The 18,493-nt window shown below is 68.2% G+C and carries 9 protein-coding genes; 3 read left to right on the top strand and 6 right to left on the bottom strand.

All coding sequences use genetic code 11. The features are described from left to right. Positions 1-49: 49 nt before the first annotated feature. A complete protein-coding gene (locus tag DAT37_RS15445) occupies positions 50-4,615 on the bottom strand; it encodes a non-ribosomal peptide synthetase (protein ID WP_109525387.1) in 4,566 nt (1,521 codons plus the stop codon). Positions 4,616-4,847: 232 nt separating this feature from the next. Here DAT37_RS15445 and DAT37_RS15440 point away from each other — a divergent pair, with 232 nt between their 5' ends. After that, on the top strand, positions 4,848-5,825 hold the full coding sequence (locus tag DAT37_RS15440; RefSeq protein ID WP_109525386.1) for an ABC transporter substrate-binding protein: 978 nt from the start codon (positions 4,848-4,850) through the stop codon (positions 5,823-5,825). Between the two features lie 70 nt (positions 5,826-5,895). Here DAT37_RS15440 and DAT37_RS15435 read toward each other — a convergent pair whose 3' ends face one another. From DAT37_RS15435 to DAT37_RS15425, 3 genes are all read right to left on the bottom strand, one after another. Then, positions 5,896-10,992, bottom strand: a complete 5,097-nt coding sequence (locus DAT37_RS15435; RefSeq protein WP_109525385.1) for a non-ribosomal peptide synthetase — start codon at positions 10,990-10,992, stop codon at positions 5,896-5,898. 69 nt (positions 10,993-11,061) lie between these two features. Continuing rightward, the gene (locus tag DAT37_RS15430) at positions 11,062-11,997 is read right to left on the bottom strand and encodes a methionyl-tRNA formyltransferase (RefSeq protein WP_109525384.1); all 936 of its coding nucleotides are present in this window, start codon (positions 11,995-11,997) and stop codon (positions 11,062-11,064) included. Between the two features lie 70 nt (positions 11,998-12,067). Further along, positions 12,068-13,354: a SidA/IucD/PvdA family monooxygenase gene (locus DAT37_RS15425; RefSeq protein WP_157978493.1), complete on the bottom strand. Its 1,287-nt coding sequence runs from the start codon at positions 13,352-13,354 to the stop codon at positions 12,068-12,070. Positions 13,355-13,508: 154 nt separating this feature from the next. Here DAT37_RS15425 and DAT37_RS15420 point away from each other — a divergent pair, with 154 nt between their 5' ends. Further along, positions 13,509-13,979, top strand: a complete 471-nt coding sequence (locus DAT37_RS15420) for a hypothetical protein (RefSeq protein WP_109525653.1) — start codon at positions 13,509-13,511, stop codon at positions 13,977-13,979. A gap of 132 nt (positions 13,980-14,111) precedes the next feature. Beyond that, positions 14,112-14,819: a siderophore-interacting protein gene (locus tag DAT37_RS15415; RefSeq protein ID WP_109525382.1), complete on the top strand. Its 708-nt coding sequence runs from the start codon at positions 14,112-14,114 to the stop codon at positions 14,817-14,819. Positions 14,820-14,878: 59 nt separating this feature from the next. Here the strand turns inward: DAT37_RS15415 and DAT37_RS15410 are convergent, their stop codons facing one another. Both DAT37_RS15410 and DAT37_RS15405 read right to left on the bottom strand, forming a co-directional pair. Next, positions 14,879-16,615, bottom strand: a complete 1,737-nt coding sequence (locus DAT37_RS15410) for an ABC transporter ATP-binding protein (RefSeq protein WP_109525381.1) — start codon at positions 16,613-16,615, stop codon at positions 14,879-14,881. Further along, positions 16,612-18,456, bottom strand: a complete 1,845-nt coding sequence (locus DAT37_RS15405; RefSeq protein WP_109525380.1) for an ABC transporter ATP-binding protein — start codon at positions 18,454-18,456, stop codon at positions 16,612-16,614. The genes DAT37_RS15410 and DAT37_RS15405 overlap by 4 nt, the downstream gene beginning before the upstream one ends. Positions 18,457-18,493: the final 37 nt, after the last annotated feature.

Raw genomic sequence — 18,493 nt, 5'->3', positions numbered from 1 at the left:
CGCAGCAGATCCCGGCCCCTGCGTTGGGTAAGGGTATCATAACCTAACTTCAGTATTCGAGCGCCTCCGCCAGGGCCGCCACGCTCCGATTCCAGAGCGCGGCCACGCGGTCGATATCGTGCTCGGTGAACAATTCGGTGCTCCAGCGCCAGGTGACCATCAACCTCGGACCGTCCTCGGCGGCGTGCACGGCGGCGATCAGGCCGAGCGAATAACGCAGCGGCAGATCGGGTTCCGGTGCGATCGGCATCGCCTGCGTGAGTGCCGGATCGGTGATCATCGACCAGGTCCGGTCGGCACCGCCGCCGAGATCGACCCGGCCGAGATAGTTGAATTCGACCTGAGGTTCCTTGGTCCCGGTCAGTTCGGGAACGCCGAGCACCGAGTGCAACAACCCGTAGTCGAGGCCCTGTTCGGGCACCGAGGAGAGATGGGCGACAACGGAATCCAGCAGCGTGCGGGCCAGCGCCGGATCGGCCTCGGTCCGGTCCACATCGACGGCCGCCGCCCCCACGCCGAGCCGGACCGGATAGGTGGCCGAGAACCAGCCGACGGTGCCCGAGGTGTCGGCGCCGACGACGGCGTCGGCCCTGCCGTGGCTCTCCAACCCGATCAGCGCACCGCCGTCGTGGATCTGGCCGCGTTCGCGACGCCACGAGACCAGTGTCATCGTCAACGCCGCTAGCAGGAATTCCCGCACGCCGTCGGCCCTGGTCAGCGCCTTGATGATCCGCGCGGTGGTCGCCGAGGGGATCTCGGTCGGGGTGAGTCGCAACGAGGACCAGGTGTCGGTCCGCTCGGGAACGCGCTGTCCGACCGCGGGATCGGGGCCGTCGACCTGCTCGACCCAGTAGTCGCGCTGGGCGAGCACCTCGGGCTGTCCGGCCCGGTCCCACATCAGCTGACACCACTGCCGGTAGGACGTCGGTTCGGCCATGGCCTTGGGGACCGCGCCCGCCACGACCTGCTCCCACGCCGCGGCCAGATCGGCCGTGAGGATGCCCCAGGACACCACATCCACCGCGAGGTGGTGGATCACCAGCAGCAGGATGTCGCCGCCGGGCGCGCCCCGGAACCACACCGCCCGCACCATCGCCGCGGCGGCGGGGTCGAGCCCGTCCAGCGCGGACCGCCCCGCCGAGGCCAGCACCTCGGCGAAACTGTCTGCGGGACGGTCGAATTCGACGCGGGTGAGGATATCGGCGGCCGAAACCGCGCCAGGTTCGCGGGTGACGAGGCGCGGACCGTCGTCGGTGTCGTCGAGCCGGGAGCGCAGGGTGTCGTGCCCGTCGAGCACGGCCTGCAACACGGCTTCGAGATCGGCCGCCGACATCGCCTCGGGCAGGGTGAGCAACAGATGCTGGGCCAGCCTGCGGAAGTGCGGCTGGCGACGCATCCAGGAGACGATCGGCAGCGGCGGGACCGGACCGTAGTCCTCGGCGCTCGCGACCCGCGCCGCGAGCGCGCTCACCCGGCTGTCGACGGCGGCGGCCAGATCACGGATGGTCGGCGCGGCGAGGACCATGCGCACGTCGATCGCGATGCCGTGCCGCCGTGCCTTGTTGACCAGCGAGATCGCCACGATGCTGTCCATGCCGAGCGCGAAGAAATCGTCCTCGACGCCGGGGGTGCGTCCGTCGAAGACCTCGGTGAGCACCGCGGTCAGGGCGATCTCGGTCTCGGTCTCGGGTTCCGCGGCCGAACCCGAACCGTCACCGGCGAGCGAGCGTTCGGCGAGCACGGCGAGTTCGCGCACATCGAGTTTGCCGTTGGCGTTCACCGGGAGCCGTTCCAGGACCACCAGTCGCGCGGGAATCATGTAGGCGGGCAGCCGATCGGCCAGCGCCGAACGCACGGCCACCGGATCGGCGGCGCGTCCGGGCGAGCACACCACGAATCCGACGAGGGTCACCGCGTCGCCGCGCCGCACCACGGTCGCCGCCGCGCCCGCGATCGCGGGCAGCGTCCGCAGGGCCGTCTCGACCTCTCCGATCTCGATGCGGTAGCCGCGGATCTTCACCTGATCGTCGGCGCGGCCGAGGTAGGCGATATTGCCGCCGGGTAGTCGGCGCACCAGATCGCCGGTGCGGTACATGCGCCGTCCGCCCGCGAACGGGTCGGCCACGAACCGGCCCGCGGTACCCGCCGGGCGTCCGACGTAGCCGCGCGCAAGTTGCGGTCCGGCGAGATACAACTCCCCGACCACGCCGACCGGCGACGGGCGCAGCCGCGAATCCAGCACGTACGCCGACGTTCCCGCGGTGGGCCTGCCGATCGTCGGCACCTCGAGGCCGGTCGCCCCCGGCGCGGTGACGTCGGCGACGACCGCTTCGACGGTCGTCTCGGTCGGGCCGTAGCAGTTGTGCACGGCGACATCCGGCAGCGCGCGCAGCCGACTCCACAGCTGGGTGTCGATGGCCTCGCCGCCGAGAGCGAGCACGGCGGGCGGACCGTCGAGCAAGCCCGCGGCGGCCAGTTGCCGGAACATCGACGGCGTCGTGTCGATCATGTCGATCCCGTGCTCGGCCATCCCGTCGACCAGGCGACGCGCGTCCCGCATGGCGGCGTCGTCGAACAGGTGGATGGCGTGGCCGTCGAGCAGGCCGACCATCGGCTGCCAGGACGCGTCGAAACTCAGCGACCAGGCGTGCGCGATCCGCAGCGGTCGGCCCAGCCTGGCTCGCGCGGGCCGGTACACCCGTTCCCGGTGATCGGCGGCATAGGCCACGACGGCGGCGTGCGAGTTCACCACACCCTTGGGTTCGCCGGTCGATCCCGAGGTGAAGATGATGTAGGCGCTGTGCGCCGGATGCCGCGCGAGCACGGGCAATTCGGTCCGTTGCCCGGACGGGGCGAGATCGTCGAGGTCGACTACGAGGGCCGGGTCGAGTTCCGCGCCGTATCCGTCGCGGACCAGCACCAGTTTCGGCCGCGCCTGTCGCAGGATGGATTCGACGCGGGCGGCGGGCAGCGCGGTGTCCACCGGTACGTAGGCGGCCCCCGCCGCGAGGACGGCCAGGACGGCGACGATCGCGCGCTCGTCGCGTGGCAGCGAGATCGCGACGACGTCTTCGGGTTCGATACCGCGCGCGAGCAGCGCACCGGCGAGTTCCCGTGCCCGCTCGGACAGTTCACGGTAGGTCAGGCGCGCGGTGTCGGTGGTGAGGGCGACGGCGTCGGGCGTCGCGGCGACTTGGCGTTCGAACAACTCGAAGATCGTCGCGTCATGATCCCTCGGCACCTCGGCGGTGGTATCGAACAGACGGGATTCGGCGCGCGCGGCATCCGGCAGCACGTCGAGATCGTCGGTGGGCAGTTCGCCCGAGTCGGGCAGACGACGCAACACCGCGAGCATCGCCGCGCCGATGTCGTCGGGCAGGTAGGGCACCGATTCCCGCATCGCCTCGACCACGACCGCCAGTTCGTCCTCGTGCACGTGCGCGACGACGGTGAGCGGATAGTGGGTCAGATTCTTGGCCATCATGGGCCGGAAGGTGACCCCGGCGACGGTATTCGCCCCGATCGCGTCGTCCATGGGCGCGTTCTGGAAGACGAACATGGTGTCGAACAGCGAGCTGTATCCCGCCGCGCGCTGCACCGAGGACAGGCTCAGATATCCGACGTCGCGCATGGCGGCCGATTCGCGCTGTAGCCGAGCGGCTTCGGCGGCCACCGAAGCGGACGGATCGACTCTGAACACCACGGGGATGGTGTTCAGGAACAGCCCGATCATCCGCTCGACGCCCGAGATCTGCTCGGGGCGACCGGTGACGATGGTGCCGTACACGACGTCGCTGCGGTCGGTGAGCCGCGACAGCAGAATCGTCCAGGCGAACTGCACCGTCGAATTCAGCGTCAGTCCGTGCTGTCGCGCCCAGCCGCGCAGGCGGGCGGTTTCCCCCGTGGACAGGGCGAATCGGGTGACCTCGGCGATCTCGGTCGACGCGCCCATGGCGATTCCCATGCTGGCGCCGCCGTCGGCGATCATCAACGGTCCGCTCAGATCGCCCAATTGCTCGGCCCACCAGCGCTGTGCCGCCGACATGTCCTTGGCGCCGAGCCAGCCGATGTAGTCGCGGTACGGCCGCACCGGCGCCAGCGCGTCCGCCGCGCCGCCCGCCTGGTACAGCGCGCGCAGTTCGCCGAACATCACGCCGAGCGACCAGCCGTCCATCAGGATGTGGTGGATCGTCATGATCAGCCGCCATCGCGCGGTGCCGTCCTCGGCGGGCGGCAGCGTCACCAGCGTGGCCCGCAGCGACGGTCCCCTGGCGAGGTCGAACGGACGGCTCAGTTCCTCGGCCTCGACCGCGTCCAACTCGGCGGGCACGGCGGCGCGCACGGTCCACGGTAGTTCGACCCGGCGCGGCACGATCTGAACCGGTTTGGGCACGTCGCGATCCCAGAACACCGCGCGCAGATTGGGGTGGCGGCGCAGCAGCGTCTCGAGGCAACCGCGCAGCAGTTCCGCGTCGAGCGGGCCGTCGATATCGATCACGAACGGAATCGTGTAGACGTCCTGACCGTCGCCGGTCAGCTGGGACAGCGAGAAGAGACCCTCCTGGAGGGGGCTGAGTGCCAGTACGTCCTCGATCTCCGCCATGGCCTCACTCATTACCGCTCTCCTGAATCGCCGCCACCAAAAGGTAGGCTTGCCTAACTCATGTGATGGTAGCCGACACCGACGCGGAGATATACACATGTGGTTTGGCTACCCTAATGCGATGATCGATGAGCCCCGCGCAACCGACACGGCGATGCCGCGCGGAAGCGCAGGTAGGTCGTCTACCGCATGGGACGACTCGGCAAACCGGGTCAGGACTCAACCCGACGATGGAGGTTCAACAATGAAATCCGGGCGAACATACAGCATCTGGGCCCGCGCGGCGGGCGCTGTACTCGCGGGTGCCATGGCATTCGGCCTGGCGGCATGCGGATCCGACGAGGACTCCGCGGGCGGCGGCGACTCCCTCACGATCCAGCACGCCCGTGGCGAGACCACGATCGACGGGACCCCGGAGCGGATCGTCGTCCTCGGCAATCAGTGGCTGGACACCGCGTTGGCACTCGGGGTGACCCCGGTCGGATATCTCGACAACGTCGCGGTGCTGTCCAAGAGCACACCGCCGTGGCAGGGTCCGATCGCGTCGTCGGCGAAACAGATCGAGGCCACCGGCGATATCCCCGAACAGGTCGCCGCGCTGGAGCCGGATCTGATCCTGGCCGACACCTTCATCGCCGATCAGCCCCGCTACGACGCGTTCTCCAAGATCGCGCCGACCCTGCCCGGTCTGAGCAAGGAGATCGTCTCTCCCTGGCAGGAACTGGTGACCACGCTCGGCAAGGTTCTCCACAAGGAGGACGCCGCCACCGCCCTGATCGCGGGCGTCGACTCCAAGATCACTGCCATCACCCAGGCCAATCCGGGACTGAAGGGTAAGACCTTCGCCAGCACCTGGCTCGGCGGCCCGAGCCAGCTCATGGTGCTGACCGACCCGAACGACGGTTCCGGCAAGGTTTTCGGACAGCTCGGCCTCGGAATCCCGCAGAATCTCATCGCTATGCCGTCCAGCCAGGGCCGGGTCTCGCTCTCGCCGGAACGTCTCGACGAACTGACCTCGGATCTGCTGCTGGCCGGATACACCCCGGGTATGGAGAGCAAATACCGCGAACTGCCCGGCTACGCGGACCTGCCCTCGGTCCGCAAGGGCGGGGTCGTCTTCCTGAGCACCCAGGAGATCACGGCGGTCAATCAGCCGACCGTGCAGTCGATCCCGTACATCCTGGACAAGCTGACCCCCGCGCTGGTCAACATCTCCAAGTAGTCCGGAACACCACCGCCCCGGTCACCCGATTCGCTCGGGTGGCCGGGGCGGTGTCGTTCCTGCGCGTTGATCAGCCCTGCGAGGCCCACGAACTCTGGAGTGCGGCGAGCGCGTTCGCGTCCAGACCCGAGGCCGACATCGGCGCGGTCTGCTGCTCCTCGGCGGTCACCTCGGGCGGGTTGGCGATCGCCTCGTCCACGGCCGCGGCCAGATCCGCGATCGTGAAGTACTCGAACACCATCTGCGGGCTCAGCGGCAGATCCGCCTCGGCCGCGCGAGCCGCCCACTTGATCGCGATGACGCTGTCACCGCCCAAGCCGAAGAAACCGTCCTCGCGGCCGACCTCGTCGATTTCGAGCAGTTCCTCGAGGATCGAGGCCAGTACGCGCTCGGTGTCGGTTCGCGGTGCGACATAACCGGTTTCCCCGTCGATAGCGGCGGCGGCGTGGCGGATCACCGAACGGCTGGTGTCCCACCCCTGCGGCAGCACGTCGAGTTCGCCCACGGCGCGGTCCGGCTGTTCGGCGAAGGCCTCGAGCACACCCACCAGCACATCGGCGAAGATCTGGCCGGTCTCGGCGTTGTACAGATCCGGATTCACCACGACGCGCGCCATCAGGTCGCCGTTGGTCTCCACCGAGTAGTCCAGGTGGAAGTCCATGAAGGAGACGTCGTAGTAGCCGGCGATACCGCTGAGCGTCGTCGAGCCGTCCTCGGTGAACGGGACCGTGGTCGGTCGATGCCGGAAGTGCATCATGACCTGGAACAACGGATTACGCGACAGCGAACGTGCCGGATTCAGCGTCTCGACCAGCCGCTCGAAGGGCACACCCTGATGGCTGATCGCGTCGAGCGCCGCGTTGCGCGTGCGCTCCAACATGCCGCGCGGAGTCGGGTTCCCCGAGACGTTGTGGCGCATCACCACCACATTGGCGAACAGGCCGACGAGTTCGTCGGTGGTCTGGCCGATGCGGTTGGCGACCGCCGCGCCGATCGCCACGTCCTCACCGCCGCCGAGCACGTTCACCACGGCGGCGCTGACCGCCTGGCAGAGCATGAATTCGGTCGCGCCGACCTCGTCGGCCCTGGCCCGCAGCGCGTTCCAGGTCGCGGCGGGCACCACGCGCGCCGCGCTGAAACCGTTGCGGCCCAGCACCTGCGGACGCGGACGGTCGTGGGCGACGCAGATCTCGTCCGGCAGCCCGGCGAGGGTCTCGCGCCAGTAATCCAACTGCGCCCGACCATACGGACTGACCTCACGGCCCGCCCCACGATCGAAGATCTCGCGCTGCCAGATCGCGAAATCGGCGAACTGGATCGGCAACTCGGACCAGCCGGGCGCCGCGCCCGACAGCCGGGCCCGGTAGGCGACGGTGAGATCGTCGAGGAAGATCTGGCAGGAGCGCATATCCGCGATGATGTGGTGCATCAGGATGGACAGCACATGCTTGTCCGGGGCGAGTTCGAGCAGGCGGAACCGCACCATCGGCTCGGCCGCGAGATCGAATACGTAATCCCAGTCCGCCGCGAGTTCCGCGTCCAGCCTGGCCTGAACATCGGCGACATCGGCGGCGTCGCCGATCCGCACGAGCGGGACCGGCACCGGTCCGGCGGGGGCGATCACCTGGTAGGGCGTGCCGTCGTGCTCGGGGAAGCTGGTGCGCAGGGATTCGTGCCGGGCCACCACATCGTCGATCGCCGCGCGCAGCACGTCCACGTCGAACGGTCCGTCGAAACGCACCGGGTAGCTGACGTTCTCGCCGTCGATCGCGCCCTCCAGCCGCCGTTGCAGCCAGTAGACGCGCTGGGAGTAGGACAGCGGAATATGTTCCGGACGGTCACGTCGCACCAATTCCGGCTTCGCGGCGCGTGATTCGGCGACCGGCGCGGGCTCGCTCGGCTGTTCTCTCGTCTCGAAACCATCGGTCTCGAAACCGTCGATCTCGTCGAGGTCGATATCGAATTCGTCGCGGAACGCCGCGACCAGGTGGGCCGCGAGCGCGGTCACCGTCGGCTTGTCGAACGGCACCCGCATATCGATCTCGATGCCGAATTCGGCGCGGATCATGGTGATCAGCCGAGCCGCGAGCAGCGAATGCCCGCCCAGTTCGAAGAACGAGTCGTCCGCGCCGACCCGCTCGCGGGTGAACAGCGTGGCGAACAGTCCGGCGATACGGACCTCGGTGGGGGTCTGCGGTTCCCGGTAGGCGCGGGTCTCGGCGAATACCGGGGCGGGCAACGCGCGCTTGTCCAGTTTGCCGTGCGCGGTCAGCGGCACCTCGTCGATGACGGCGAAGGCCGAAGGGACCATGTACTCGGGCAGCGTGGTCGCCACGTGGGCGCGGATCTCGTCGAGATCGACCTCGGCGCCCGAGGCGGGAACGACGTAGGCGGCCAGGATCGGACCGAGCATCTCGTGCTCGGCGACGATCACCACGCAGTGCGCGACCGTCGGATGATCGGTGACGGTGGCCTCGACCTCGCCGAGCTCGATCCGGTGCCCTCGGACCTTGACCTGTTCGTCGGCGCGGCCGATGAATTCGATCTCGCCCTCGGCATTGCGCCGGGCGAGGTCACCGGTGCGGTACAGCCGCCCGCCTTCGAGGAACGGATCGGCGACGAACCGCTCCGAGGTCAGGCCGGGCCGGTGCAGATAGCCGCGCGCCAACTGACGTCCACCGAGGTAGATCTCGCCGACCACACCCGAGGGCACCAACTGCAACGCGTCGTCGAGCAGGTAGAGGTACACGTTCTGGTTCGGCAGCCCGATCGGGACGATGCCGTTGCCCTGCGGGCCGTCGACCTCCATGTGCGCCGAACACACCACCGCCTCGGTGGGGCCGTAGTGATTGCGCAGTTCCGCGTCGAACTGGGTGGCGAAACGGTCGGCCACCTCACCCGCGAGCGCCTCGCCGCCGACCGGCACGCGCCGCAGCGTGCGCCAATCGTTGACCTCGGGCAGCACCAGGAAGGTGGCGAGCATGGACGGCACCATGTGCAGCACCGTGACGCCGTGGCGGGTGACCAGATCCGCGACATAGGGGATGTCGCGGTAGGCGTTCGGCTTCGGAATCACCACGCGCGCACCGGCGGTCAGGGTGACGAAGATATCGAGCAGGGAGGCGTCGAAGCTGACCGAGGTCGATTGCAGCACCCGGTCCTGCGGGGTGAGATCCCATTCCGCGTTGAAACCCGACAGATGTTCGGCGATCGCGTCGTGCGGTACGGGAACACCTTTCGGCTTACCCGTGGAACCGGAGGTGTAGATGACGTAGGCGGTGTTCGACGGGTGCAGCGCCGCAGAGCGGTCGGCGTCGACCGGATCGCGGTCGGGCGACGTCGCGGCCTGCTCCTCGGCGGCGGCCACCGTCACCTCGTCCAGCGTCAGCCTGGGGTCGGCGTCCTCGAGCAGGTACTCGGTGCGCTCGGCCGGATAGGCCGGGTCGATCGGCAGGTACGCGGCACCGGCCTTCTGCACCGCCAGAATCGCGACGACGAATTCGACCGAGGTGGCCAGGCGCAGCGCGACGATGTCCTCGGGACCGACGCCGTTGCCGATCAGCCAGTGCGCCAACCGGTTCGCCCGCTGGTTCAGCCCGCGATAGGTCAGTTCGACCTGGTCGGAGACCATCGCGACAGCATCGGGCGTCGCGTCGACCTGACGTTCGAACATGGCGACCATGGTGGTCGGCCGCTCGTCGACGAGCGTGCCGCGCGATACCGCGAGCAACTCCTCGCGATCGGCGTCGCCGAGCAGATCCAGATCGCGCAGACGCCGCTGCGGATCCCGGACCGCGCTGTCGAGCAGCTGGACGTAGTGGTCGAGCAACTGCACCACCAGCGACTGTTCCAGTTCGTCGACCTGGTAGGTGGCCTCCACCCGCGAGCCCGCGGCGTCGGAGACGACCATCAGGCCCAGCGGCTCCTGGGAGACGACGCTGCCGAGCGGCAGTTCGGTGGCTTCGATTCCGGGCAGGTCGAATCCGTTGGCCTGGCCGCGCACGGTGAAGCTGAGCTGCACCAGTTGCGACATGGCGTCACTGCCCGCCACCCGCTCCGGACTCACCGCCTGGATCACGCGATCCACGCCGATGTCCTGGTGGGTGAACGCGCCGACGACGGCGTCCCTGGTCTGTTCGAGCAGCGCGGCGAAGGTGTCGGCGCTCTCCGGCATCGCGCGCACCAGCACGGTGTTGCCGAAATATCCGATCAACGCCTCCGCGTTCGCGTCACGGCGGTTGACCACGGGCATCGAGACCAGGAAATCCGTCGCGGCGGTGTAGCGCCGGATCAGCGCCTGGAAACCGGCGAGCAGCACCGTGAACGGGGTCGCCGAATGCGCGCGACCGGTCGAGGCCACCAGCGTCATCAACTCGGCGGGCAGTTCACGAACCACGCGATCGGCGCTCTTGGCACTCGTGCCGCCGGTGCGGCGACTCGGCAGTTCCAGACGCTCCGGCAGCGGAGTCAGCGCGGAGCGCCAGAACTCCAGGCCCGCGCTCTCGTCGCGCTCGGCCTGCCCGAGTACCTCGACATCGACGTACTGCGCGCGGATCTCGGGCAGTTCGCCCTCGCCCCGGTACGCCGCGTTGAGTTCGGCGAAGAAGACCGGCCACGAGTCGTCGTCCCAGCCGATGTGGTGCACGACCAGAACCAGGACGAAGGATTCGGCGTCGGTCCTGATCAGCGTCGGACGCAACGGCAGATCGGAGGACAGCGCGAACGGGCGGGCGAATTCGCGCCGCGCGAGCACCTCGACCCGGCGCTGCCGGACGCTGTCCGGCAGGTCGGTCAGATCGTGTTGCTGCCAGGGGATCTCGACGTCGTCGCGGGAGATCTGGTACGGCTCGCCGTTCTCGCCGGTGTGATAGGTCGTGCGCAAGATCTCGTGCCTGGAGACGATGGTCGCGAACGCGGCCCGCAGCCGGTCCGGGTCGACGGTTCCGTCGAGCCGGTAGGCGACGCAGACATTCAGTGTGGTGTCGCTCGGATCGAGCCGCTGCACGAACCACATCCGCTGTTGGGCGGCCGAGAGCGCGCTCGGCTCACCGGGAACGCGAGCGGGCACGGTCGGGGCGGTCCGGTTCTCGGGCGACGCCTGCACACCCTGCTCGCGCAAGCGTCTCTGCAACAGCTGCTTGCGGCGCTCGAGAATGTCGTCTGCCATGTTCGTCCTTCGAATCGTCTGTCTGGCTGGATGTCCGGACGCGCCGGATACGCGGTGGGGCCGATCAGGTCACTGATCGGTGAGGTAGCCACCGCGCGCGAAGAATGCGGTTCCGTCGTGCTCGACACCGTCGGCGTCGCGCACGCGGGTGATCACCAGCGCGTGATTGCCGCCGCGGTGCGCGTCGACTCCGGTCACCACGGCGCCGCCGCCCTCCTGGACGATGACGCGTCCCGGTGTCCCGCCGTAGCGCGCCTCGGAGACCCGCGCGGACAGCACCTCGATACGCTCGCCGCGGTAGTGGCTGAACGCGCGCGGATACGGCGCGGACAGCGCGCGCACGAAACGCTCCAGATCCTGGGCCGACCACGTGAGATCGATCCGGCTGTCGCGGTCGGAACGCTTGTGGAAGTAGGTGCGTTCGGCCCTGTCCTGCGGCCGCCACACCGCGGTGCCCTGGTCCAGCGCGGTCAGCGCCTCGTTGATCGCGTCCGGAATCAATTCCATGCCGCGCAGCACGAGTTCGGTGCCGGTGTCGGTCGGGCCGATGGGAATCGAGCGCTGCACGATGATGTCGCCGGTGTCGAGACCCTCGTCCATGCGATGCACGGTGAGACCGGTCTCGGAGGCGCCGCTGATCAACGCCCACAGCACCGGGGAGAAGCCGGTGAATCGCGGAAGCAGTGAGTCGTGCAGGTTCAGGGTGCCGTGCGCGGGCAGGTTGTACAGCTCGGCGGGCATCCACGTGTACCAGCTGTTGACCACGATGACATCGGGTTCGGCCCGCTTGACCAGGTCGATGGTCTCCGCGTCGGCGCGTTCGGTGAGGTGCACGGGTATCCCGTGTTCGCGCGCCAGTTCCTCGACCGAATCGGAGAAGATCGCCTTGTAGGACTGCTCGCTCGCGGGGTGCGTCACCGCGAGCACCACCTCATGTTCCGAGTCGATCAAGGCCTGCAGGGTTTTACGACCCCAGGTCTGGAATCCGAACGACACGATACGCATGAAATGAACCTTCCCTCACGAATACAAAGGTTAGCCTAGCCTACTCGGCCGGGCCTGGTCGTCGACCGGATCAGTCGACGGGAACGGCGGAGTTGCGACGCCTGGACGCCGATTGGCGCACCGTCGCCGTCTGCAACACCCGATCCGAAAGCGCGCCGAGGCAACTGAGATTCGGGAAACCCGGCCCCTGGGCCAGCGCGGCCAGATTCGGCAGGTACAACTTGCTGTCCAGACCCGAGACCGCTAGGTCGTAACCGATGGACGCCTCGATCCTGGCGTGCGTCAACTCTCCGCCGACGGCGAGTTCGAGCAGGTCCTCGGCATCGGCGTCGAACAGGTCGAGGAACCACAGCGGACGGCCGCCCGTCGCGTCGATCACCAGATCGCAGGTGTGCAACTGGTCCGGACGCATCTCGTTGCGCAGGGTCAGCGCGACGCAGTCGTCCTGATCCGCGACCCGCACCACCCGGCCCTGCATATGGTGCACGCGATTGTCGGCGAGCAGACTCTCCTGGACCCGGACCGAGAACACGCCGCGATCGGTACGCCGGATGACATCCCTGCGCTCGTCGACGCTGAGCGTGCCCCATTTGATGGGATCGCTGAAAAGCGAATTCTCGAAATAGCTCTCACCGCGGGTGTAGATGGTCGCCATCGGCGAGATCACCGAGATCGACAGCATGCCGTGCCGAATCAACTCGTCCAACGCGGAACCCGCGGTCTCACCGCCGCCGATCACGGCGACCCGGGAGGCGACGGGGAGACTGCGCTTGCCCGCGAGATCCCAGAACTGCGCGATGCTGAGCACCTTGGGATGTTTCGCGAGCGCCTTCTCGCTGCGCCCCTGGCCGGTGATCATCAGGCCGTCCGCCTCGATCTCGGTGGCGACGCCGTCACCGTCCAGCGCGGTCACCCGCCAGCCGTCGGCCGCGGCGGCGATCGAGTCGACGGTGCCGTAGACGACGTCGAGATCGACTGCGCGCGCGACCCATTGCAGGTACTTGGCCCAGACGTGGTGCTGCGGACTCGGCCTGCCCCGGTCGATCCACTCGGCGTAGGTGCCCTGGTCGACGAGGAAGGAGGTCCAACTGAAGGCCATCATGGCGTCGTTGATGTCCCGGTTGCGCCCGCGCGCCCAGGTGGAGTGGTACGGGAAGCCGATATCTTTCTCGGGACTCGTGCCGAGCCGGTGCTGACCGTCGGTCCAGCCACCCGTCGGAAGCCAATTCCCCCCGACCGCCTGCGCTTCGACCACCACGACGCGCGGCGCGGGCAGACCCAGTTCTCGCAGCACATAGGCTTTGGCCGCCACCGCGATGGCTTTCGGCCCGGCCCCGACCACTACTAGTGTTCCCACCGGTACTCCACTCTCGACTCGCGTCATACTCGTGGGCACGCCCACGCCGACCAACACTTTGCATCTATGTTTGCATAGGCTTACCTTACAGTGAAGGCGCGCGCTCGACCCAACCGTGGGCGAACCCGCACACTGGAACGATTGGAATGAACACATGATCGGAATCAGCCGAAAGACCATGGCCGCCATCGCGGTCGCGGCCTCGGTCCTGACGGGTGGCCTCGGCACCGTCGCTACCACCGCGGTCGCCCAGGCCGCCCCGATGACGGCCCCGATGCGCGCGAACACCCCCGGCGTCGGCGAACTCCGAGCCAAGGTATCGGTGCTGTTCAACACGGGCGCGTCGCGTTCGGCGCGCGCCGCAGAACTGGAGAACGGCGAGGCGGGCCTGCCCGCGTTCGATCGCGCCGCCACCCTGATCGCCATCGCGCCCGCGAGCTGGCACTGGGATGTCGTCGGCCCGATCACCAACGACGGCGACGTGGTGTACGCCCGTCTGCTGACCGCCACCGACGGTTACGACCCGTGGTACTTCGACTTCTCCTGGCGCCAGATCGGCGGCACCTGGAAGCTGACCCAGGAATCCGTCTGCGAAATCGGCAATTTCGTCGGCACGGGCTGCTGAACACCGCCACCGTCGACTGAGCGCGGCACGACACCGCGACACCCGGAATGCCCCGCCCCGGTGCGGGGCATTCCACGTTCCTCGGGTTCGCGCCCGTGACGCCTGGAGCTTTATTAGGCTACCCTCAGTCGCATGAGCAGAGGATTCAACGGCGTCGTGGTCAAGGCGTGGGGCGGAAAGGACTACCGGCTCACCGTGACCTCGACCGAAGAGGTGACCGACACATTCGTCCGACTCGGCTTCGACGCGGGCGGCCTGCTCGCCGACCACCCGGTGCATCCCACCCAGTGGGTGCGCGTGTGGATTCCGGAGCCGGGCAGCGAGAAGCTGCACCACCGCGCCTTCACCCTCGTCGATCCCGATCCCGAAGGTGATCGGTTCTCGATGGAATTCGCTCTGCACCACGGACCCGCCGCCGAGTGGGCGCGAACCGCCTCGGTCGGCGACCCGCTCGACGCCACCGTGCTCGGCTCCACATTCCAACTGCCGCAGACCACTCCGAGCGAATACCTCGTCTTCGGTGACACCGCCTCGCTGCCCGCGATCAATTCGCTGCTCGACGCGATCGGCGACACGCCCGCGCGAGTATGGCTGGAATGGCAGTACGAATCGGACAGGACCCTGCCGGTGCGCAACAAGCCACATCACGAGGTGAGCTGGTGGCAGCGCGTCGACGACGGCAGGCTGCTGCGCGAGCAGGCACTCGAAATCACCTGCGGTACCGACGCGTTCGGCTGGGTCGCCTGCGACGGCGCCACCACCCGTTCGATCGTCAAAACCCTGCGGACCACACACGGCCTGTCGAAGAACTCGATCAAATACCAGGCCTACTGGAAGTAGTCGTCACATGACGGTGCCGCCCGCTACCTCAGCAGCGGGCGGCACCGTCACGAAAGTTGTCAGACCGCAGCGGGTTCCAGCCGCCAACCCGCGGCGCGCGACCTCTCGTTCCAGAAATCGGCGTAGCGGCCCGCGAGCGCGAGCAACTCCTCGTGGGTCCCGCGTTCGACGATCGTGCCGCCGTCGACGAACAGGATCTGGTCGGCGTGGGCGATGGTGGCCAGACGATGCGCGACCACGATAACCGTTTTGCCCCTGGTCAATTCGTGCACACCGCGCACCACGACGGCCTCGCTGTGCGGATCGAGCGCGCTGGTCGCCTCGTCGAGCAATACGATCGGCGCGTCCTTGAGCAACGCGCGCGCGATCGAAACACGTTGCCGCTCACCACCGGACAGCGCGGCGCCACCCTCACCGACGGCGGTGTCCATGCCGTCGGGAAGGCGCTCCACGATCTCGTCGACCCGCGCCGCTGTCGCCGCGCGCCACAACTGTTCGTCGGACGCGTCCGGTTTTCCGATCCGAATGTTCTCGGCCACCGAACGGTCGAACAGGTAGACGTTCTGGAACACCAACGAGAGCTGATCGAGCAGCGTCTCCGACGGCTGTTCGCGCACATCGTGTTCGCCCACCGCGACGCGACCGGAGTCCACATCGTAGAACCGCGCGGCCAGCCGAAGCAGAGTCGTCTTGCCCGCTCCGCTCGGCCCGACGATCGCCGTCGTCGTGCCCGCGGGGACGCTGAAGGTGATATCGGTCAGCACGGGTTCACCCGGCCGGTAGCCGAAACTCACACCGTCGAAGACGACCGTCGGCGCCCCCGGCGTCACGGGCACGGTCGCCTCGGGCAACGTCGGCTCGTCCAGCAGAGCGCTCACCCGCTCGACGGCGGTCGCGGCCGCGCGCAGGCCGTTCCCCAACTGCGCGGCCAGGTTCAGCGGTTCGATGAACCGCGAACTGACCGCGATCAGCGCGATCGCCGCGGCGACCGAGATCGCCCCGTCGGTCACCCGCGCGACGACGATGTAGGCCAGCACCAGGAACACCGCCTGCACGAACAGCGCGAACACGATCAACCCCGGTACCGAGGTGAACACCTGGCGCGCGATCGCCGCCCGCTGCCGGTGCAGCGCGGAGTCCAGCGCCTTGTTTCCCGCGCCGACGGCCCCGAACGCGCGCAGCACCGACTGGGCCTGGGCGAATTCGACCACGCGGGCATCGGCCTCGGCCGCCGCCTCGTGCGCGTGCGCGTCGGCGCGCTGATAGGCCCGCCCCGCCACACCGTTGATCGCGAACAGCACCGGGGCCGAGAGCAGCATGGCCAGCGCGATTCGCCAATCGATCAGCAACATGCCGAGCGCGACACCGAGCGGAACGACGATGCCGCCGAATACCTTGGCGACCAGATAGGCCACCGCGCCCTGGATTTCGCGGACATTCTCCACGGCGATCCGCGAAAGCCGACCGGAACTGCGGGTTTCGAACCACCCGAGCGGCAGGGCGTTGAGATGGTCACCGATCCGGGTCTGCAATCCGCGTTGCATCCCCACCGCGATGCGCAGGCCGATCGAGGCCTGGAGGTATCCGAAGATCGCGAAGGCGACGACGGCGGCCAGCATGCACAGCGCCCAGATCCACGCGCGCTCCAGATCGTCGTCGAACACCGCCTCCAGCGTCGGCACCAGCAGCAGATACGCGGCGGCCTGACTCAGCGACTGCGCGACGATGGCGGCGAGCAATTTCGGCGTGAGCGGGGCGAATCGGGCCGGAACCAGCCCGAGCAATGTGCCGATCATCGGGACTCCTCGCTTCCGATCAGCGCGACCGTGCTCAGCGCCGCCTCGTTGATCTCCCACAGTCGCTGATAGGTGCCGCCCGCCTCGCGCAGACTCTCGTGGTCACCCTGTTCCACCAGGGTTCCCTGCTCCAGCACCAGGATTCGGTCCACACCGGTGATGGTGTGCAGCCGATGCGCGATCACCAGCACCGTGCGTCCGGCGACCAGAACCGCGAGCGCGTCCTGCACCGCCGCCTCCGATTCCGGATCGGCGAAGGCGGTCGCCTCGTCGAGTACGAGCACCGGACTGTCGGCGAGCAGCGCGCGGGCGATCGAGAGCCGTTGCGCCTCGCCGCCGGACAGACTGGCGTCGCCGCCGATCTCGGAGTCGTAGCCGCGCGGCAGGGCCATGATCCGTTCGTGGATCTGGGCCGCGCGCGCGGCCTGTTCCAGCGCGGCGTCGTCGGCGTCCTCGCGGGCCAGCCGGAGGTTGTCGCGAATCGTGCCGCGGATCAGCCGGACGTCCTGGAAGACGAATCCGACTGTGCGATACAGCTCCTCGGTGGTGAACTCACGAATATCGCGGCCCCCGATGGTGATCCGGCCCGCGTTCACGTCGTAGAAACGGGGAAGCAGCTTCGCCAGTGTCGACTTGCCCGAACCGCTCGGGCCGACGAGCGCGGTCAGCGTGCCCGGCGTCAACTCGAAGCTGACATCGCGCAGCACCGAATGGTCCTCGCGGTAACCGAATTCGACGGATTCGAATCGGACCGTTCCCACGGTCGCCGGGTCCTGGGTCGCGCCCGCGCCCGAAGGCAGTTCGGGAGTCTGCTGGAGGTCGTGCAGCCGCAGCACCGCCGCGCCCGCCGCGCGCAGCGCCTGCCCGCCGTAGCCGAGCCCGAGCAGCGCGCTGCCGAGCCCGAGACCGACCAGCAGGAACGGCAGGATATCGAGCGGCTCCAGCCAATCGAGTCCGACCGCGCCAAGCCCGGCGGCCACGATCACCAGCATCACGAAAACCGGGGCGATCACGACATCGGAGATGGCCTGCAACCGGATGATCGGCGTCTTCCACCGGTCGAAACTCCTGGCCTGCGAATCCACCGCCTCCTGGTACACGCTGTGCGCCTTGCCCGCTTGCCCGAACGCGCGCACCACCTGGATACCGTCGGCGAATTCGATGGTCGCTTCCCGCGTCCGCTGCTCCCAGCGGTTGTAGACCGCGAGACGGTCACGACTGTTCTGATCCATCATCATGGCCAGGGTGATCGCGTAGAACACCAGCGGAAGCAGCAGGACGAGGGTCATCCGCCAGTCGACGGTGAACAGATAGCCGAGGGTGACCAGCGGCATGACGAGCGCGCCGACGAATTCCAGCCGCGCGTGCGCGACCAGGTAATGCAGGGCCTCGACGTCGTCCTGGAGGTACTTCTTCACCTCGGCCGAGGTACGCTCACCGAACCAGCCGAGCGGCACCCTGGTCAGTTTCTCCGCCAGCGCCCGGCGCACCGTCAACTGGTAGCCGGCGTCGACCAGGTGTGACCAGGTCAGCGCGACCGCCTGCAACAGACCTCGGACGACCAGGACGACGACCGCGCCGCCGAGCAGACGCCACACGCGATCGGTGTCGACCGGATCATCGAGCAGTTCTCCGCACGCCTCGACGATCAGGATGAACGGAACCACGTTGCAGACCGAGGAGATGGCGATGATGATGCTCGCCGCCGTCAACGCCGGTCTGACGGGCGCGAGAATTTCCTTGCGGGCCTGGGCTTCCTGCTGTTTACGTTCCTTCGCCACCGCCTTGGGTGGCCGGTTCCCCGTCTCCGCCGTGGGTAGCGGCGTGACCTCCACCGTCATTGGACCTCGCCTCTCGCGCTCGTGTGGCATCTCACCG

It is taken from the genome of Nocardia aurea, from assembly GCF_003123685.1.
Lineage (GTDB): Bacteria > Actinomycetota > Actinomycetes > Mycobacteriales > Mycobacteriaceae > Nocardia > Nocardia aurea.
This window is presented reverse-complemented; position numbering and strand designations above follow the sequence as displayed.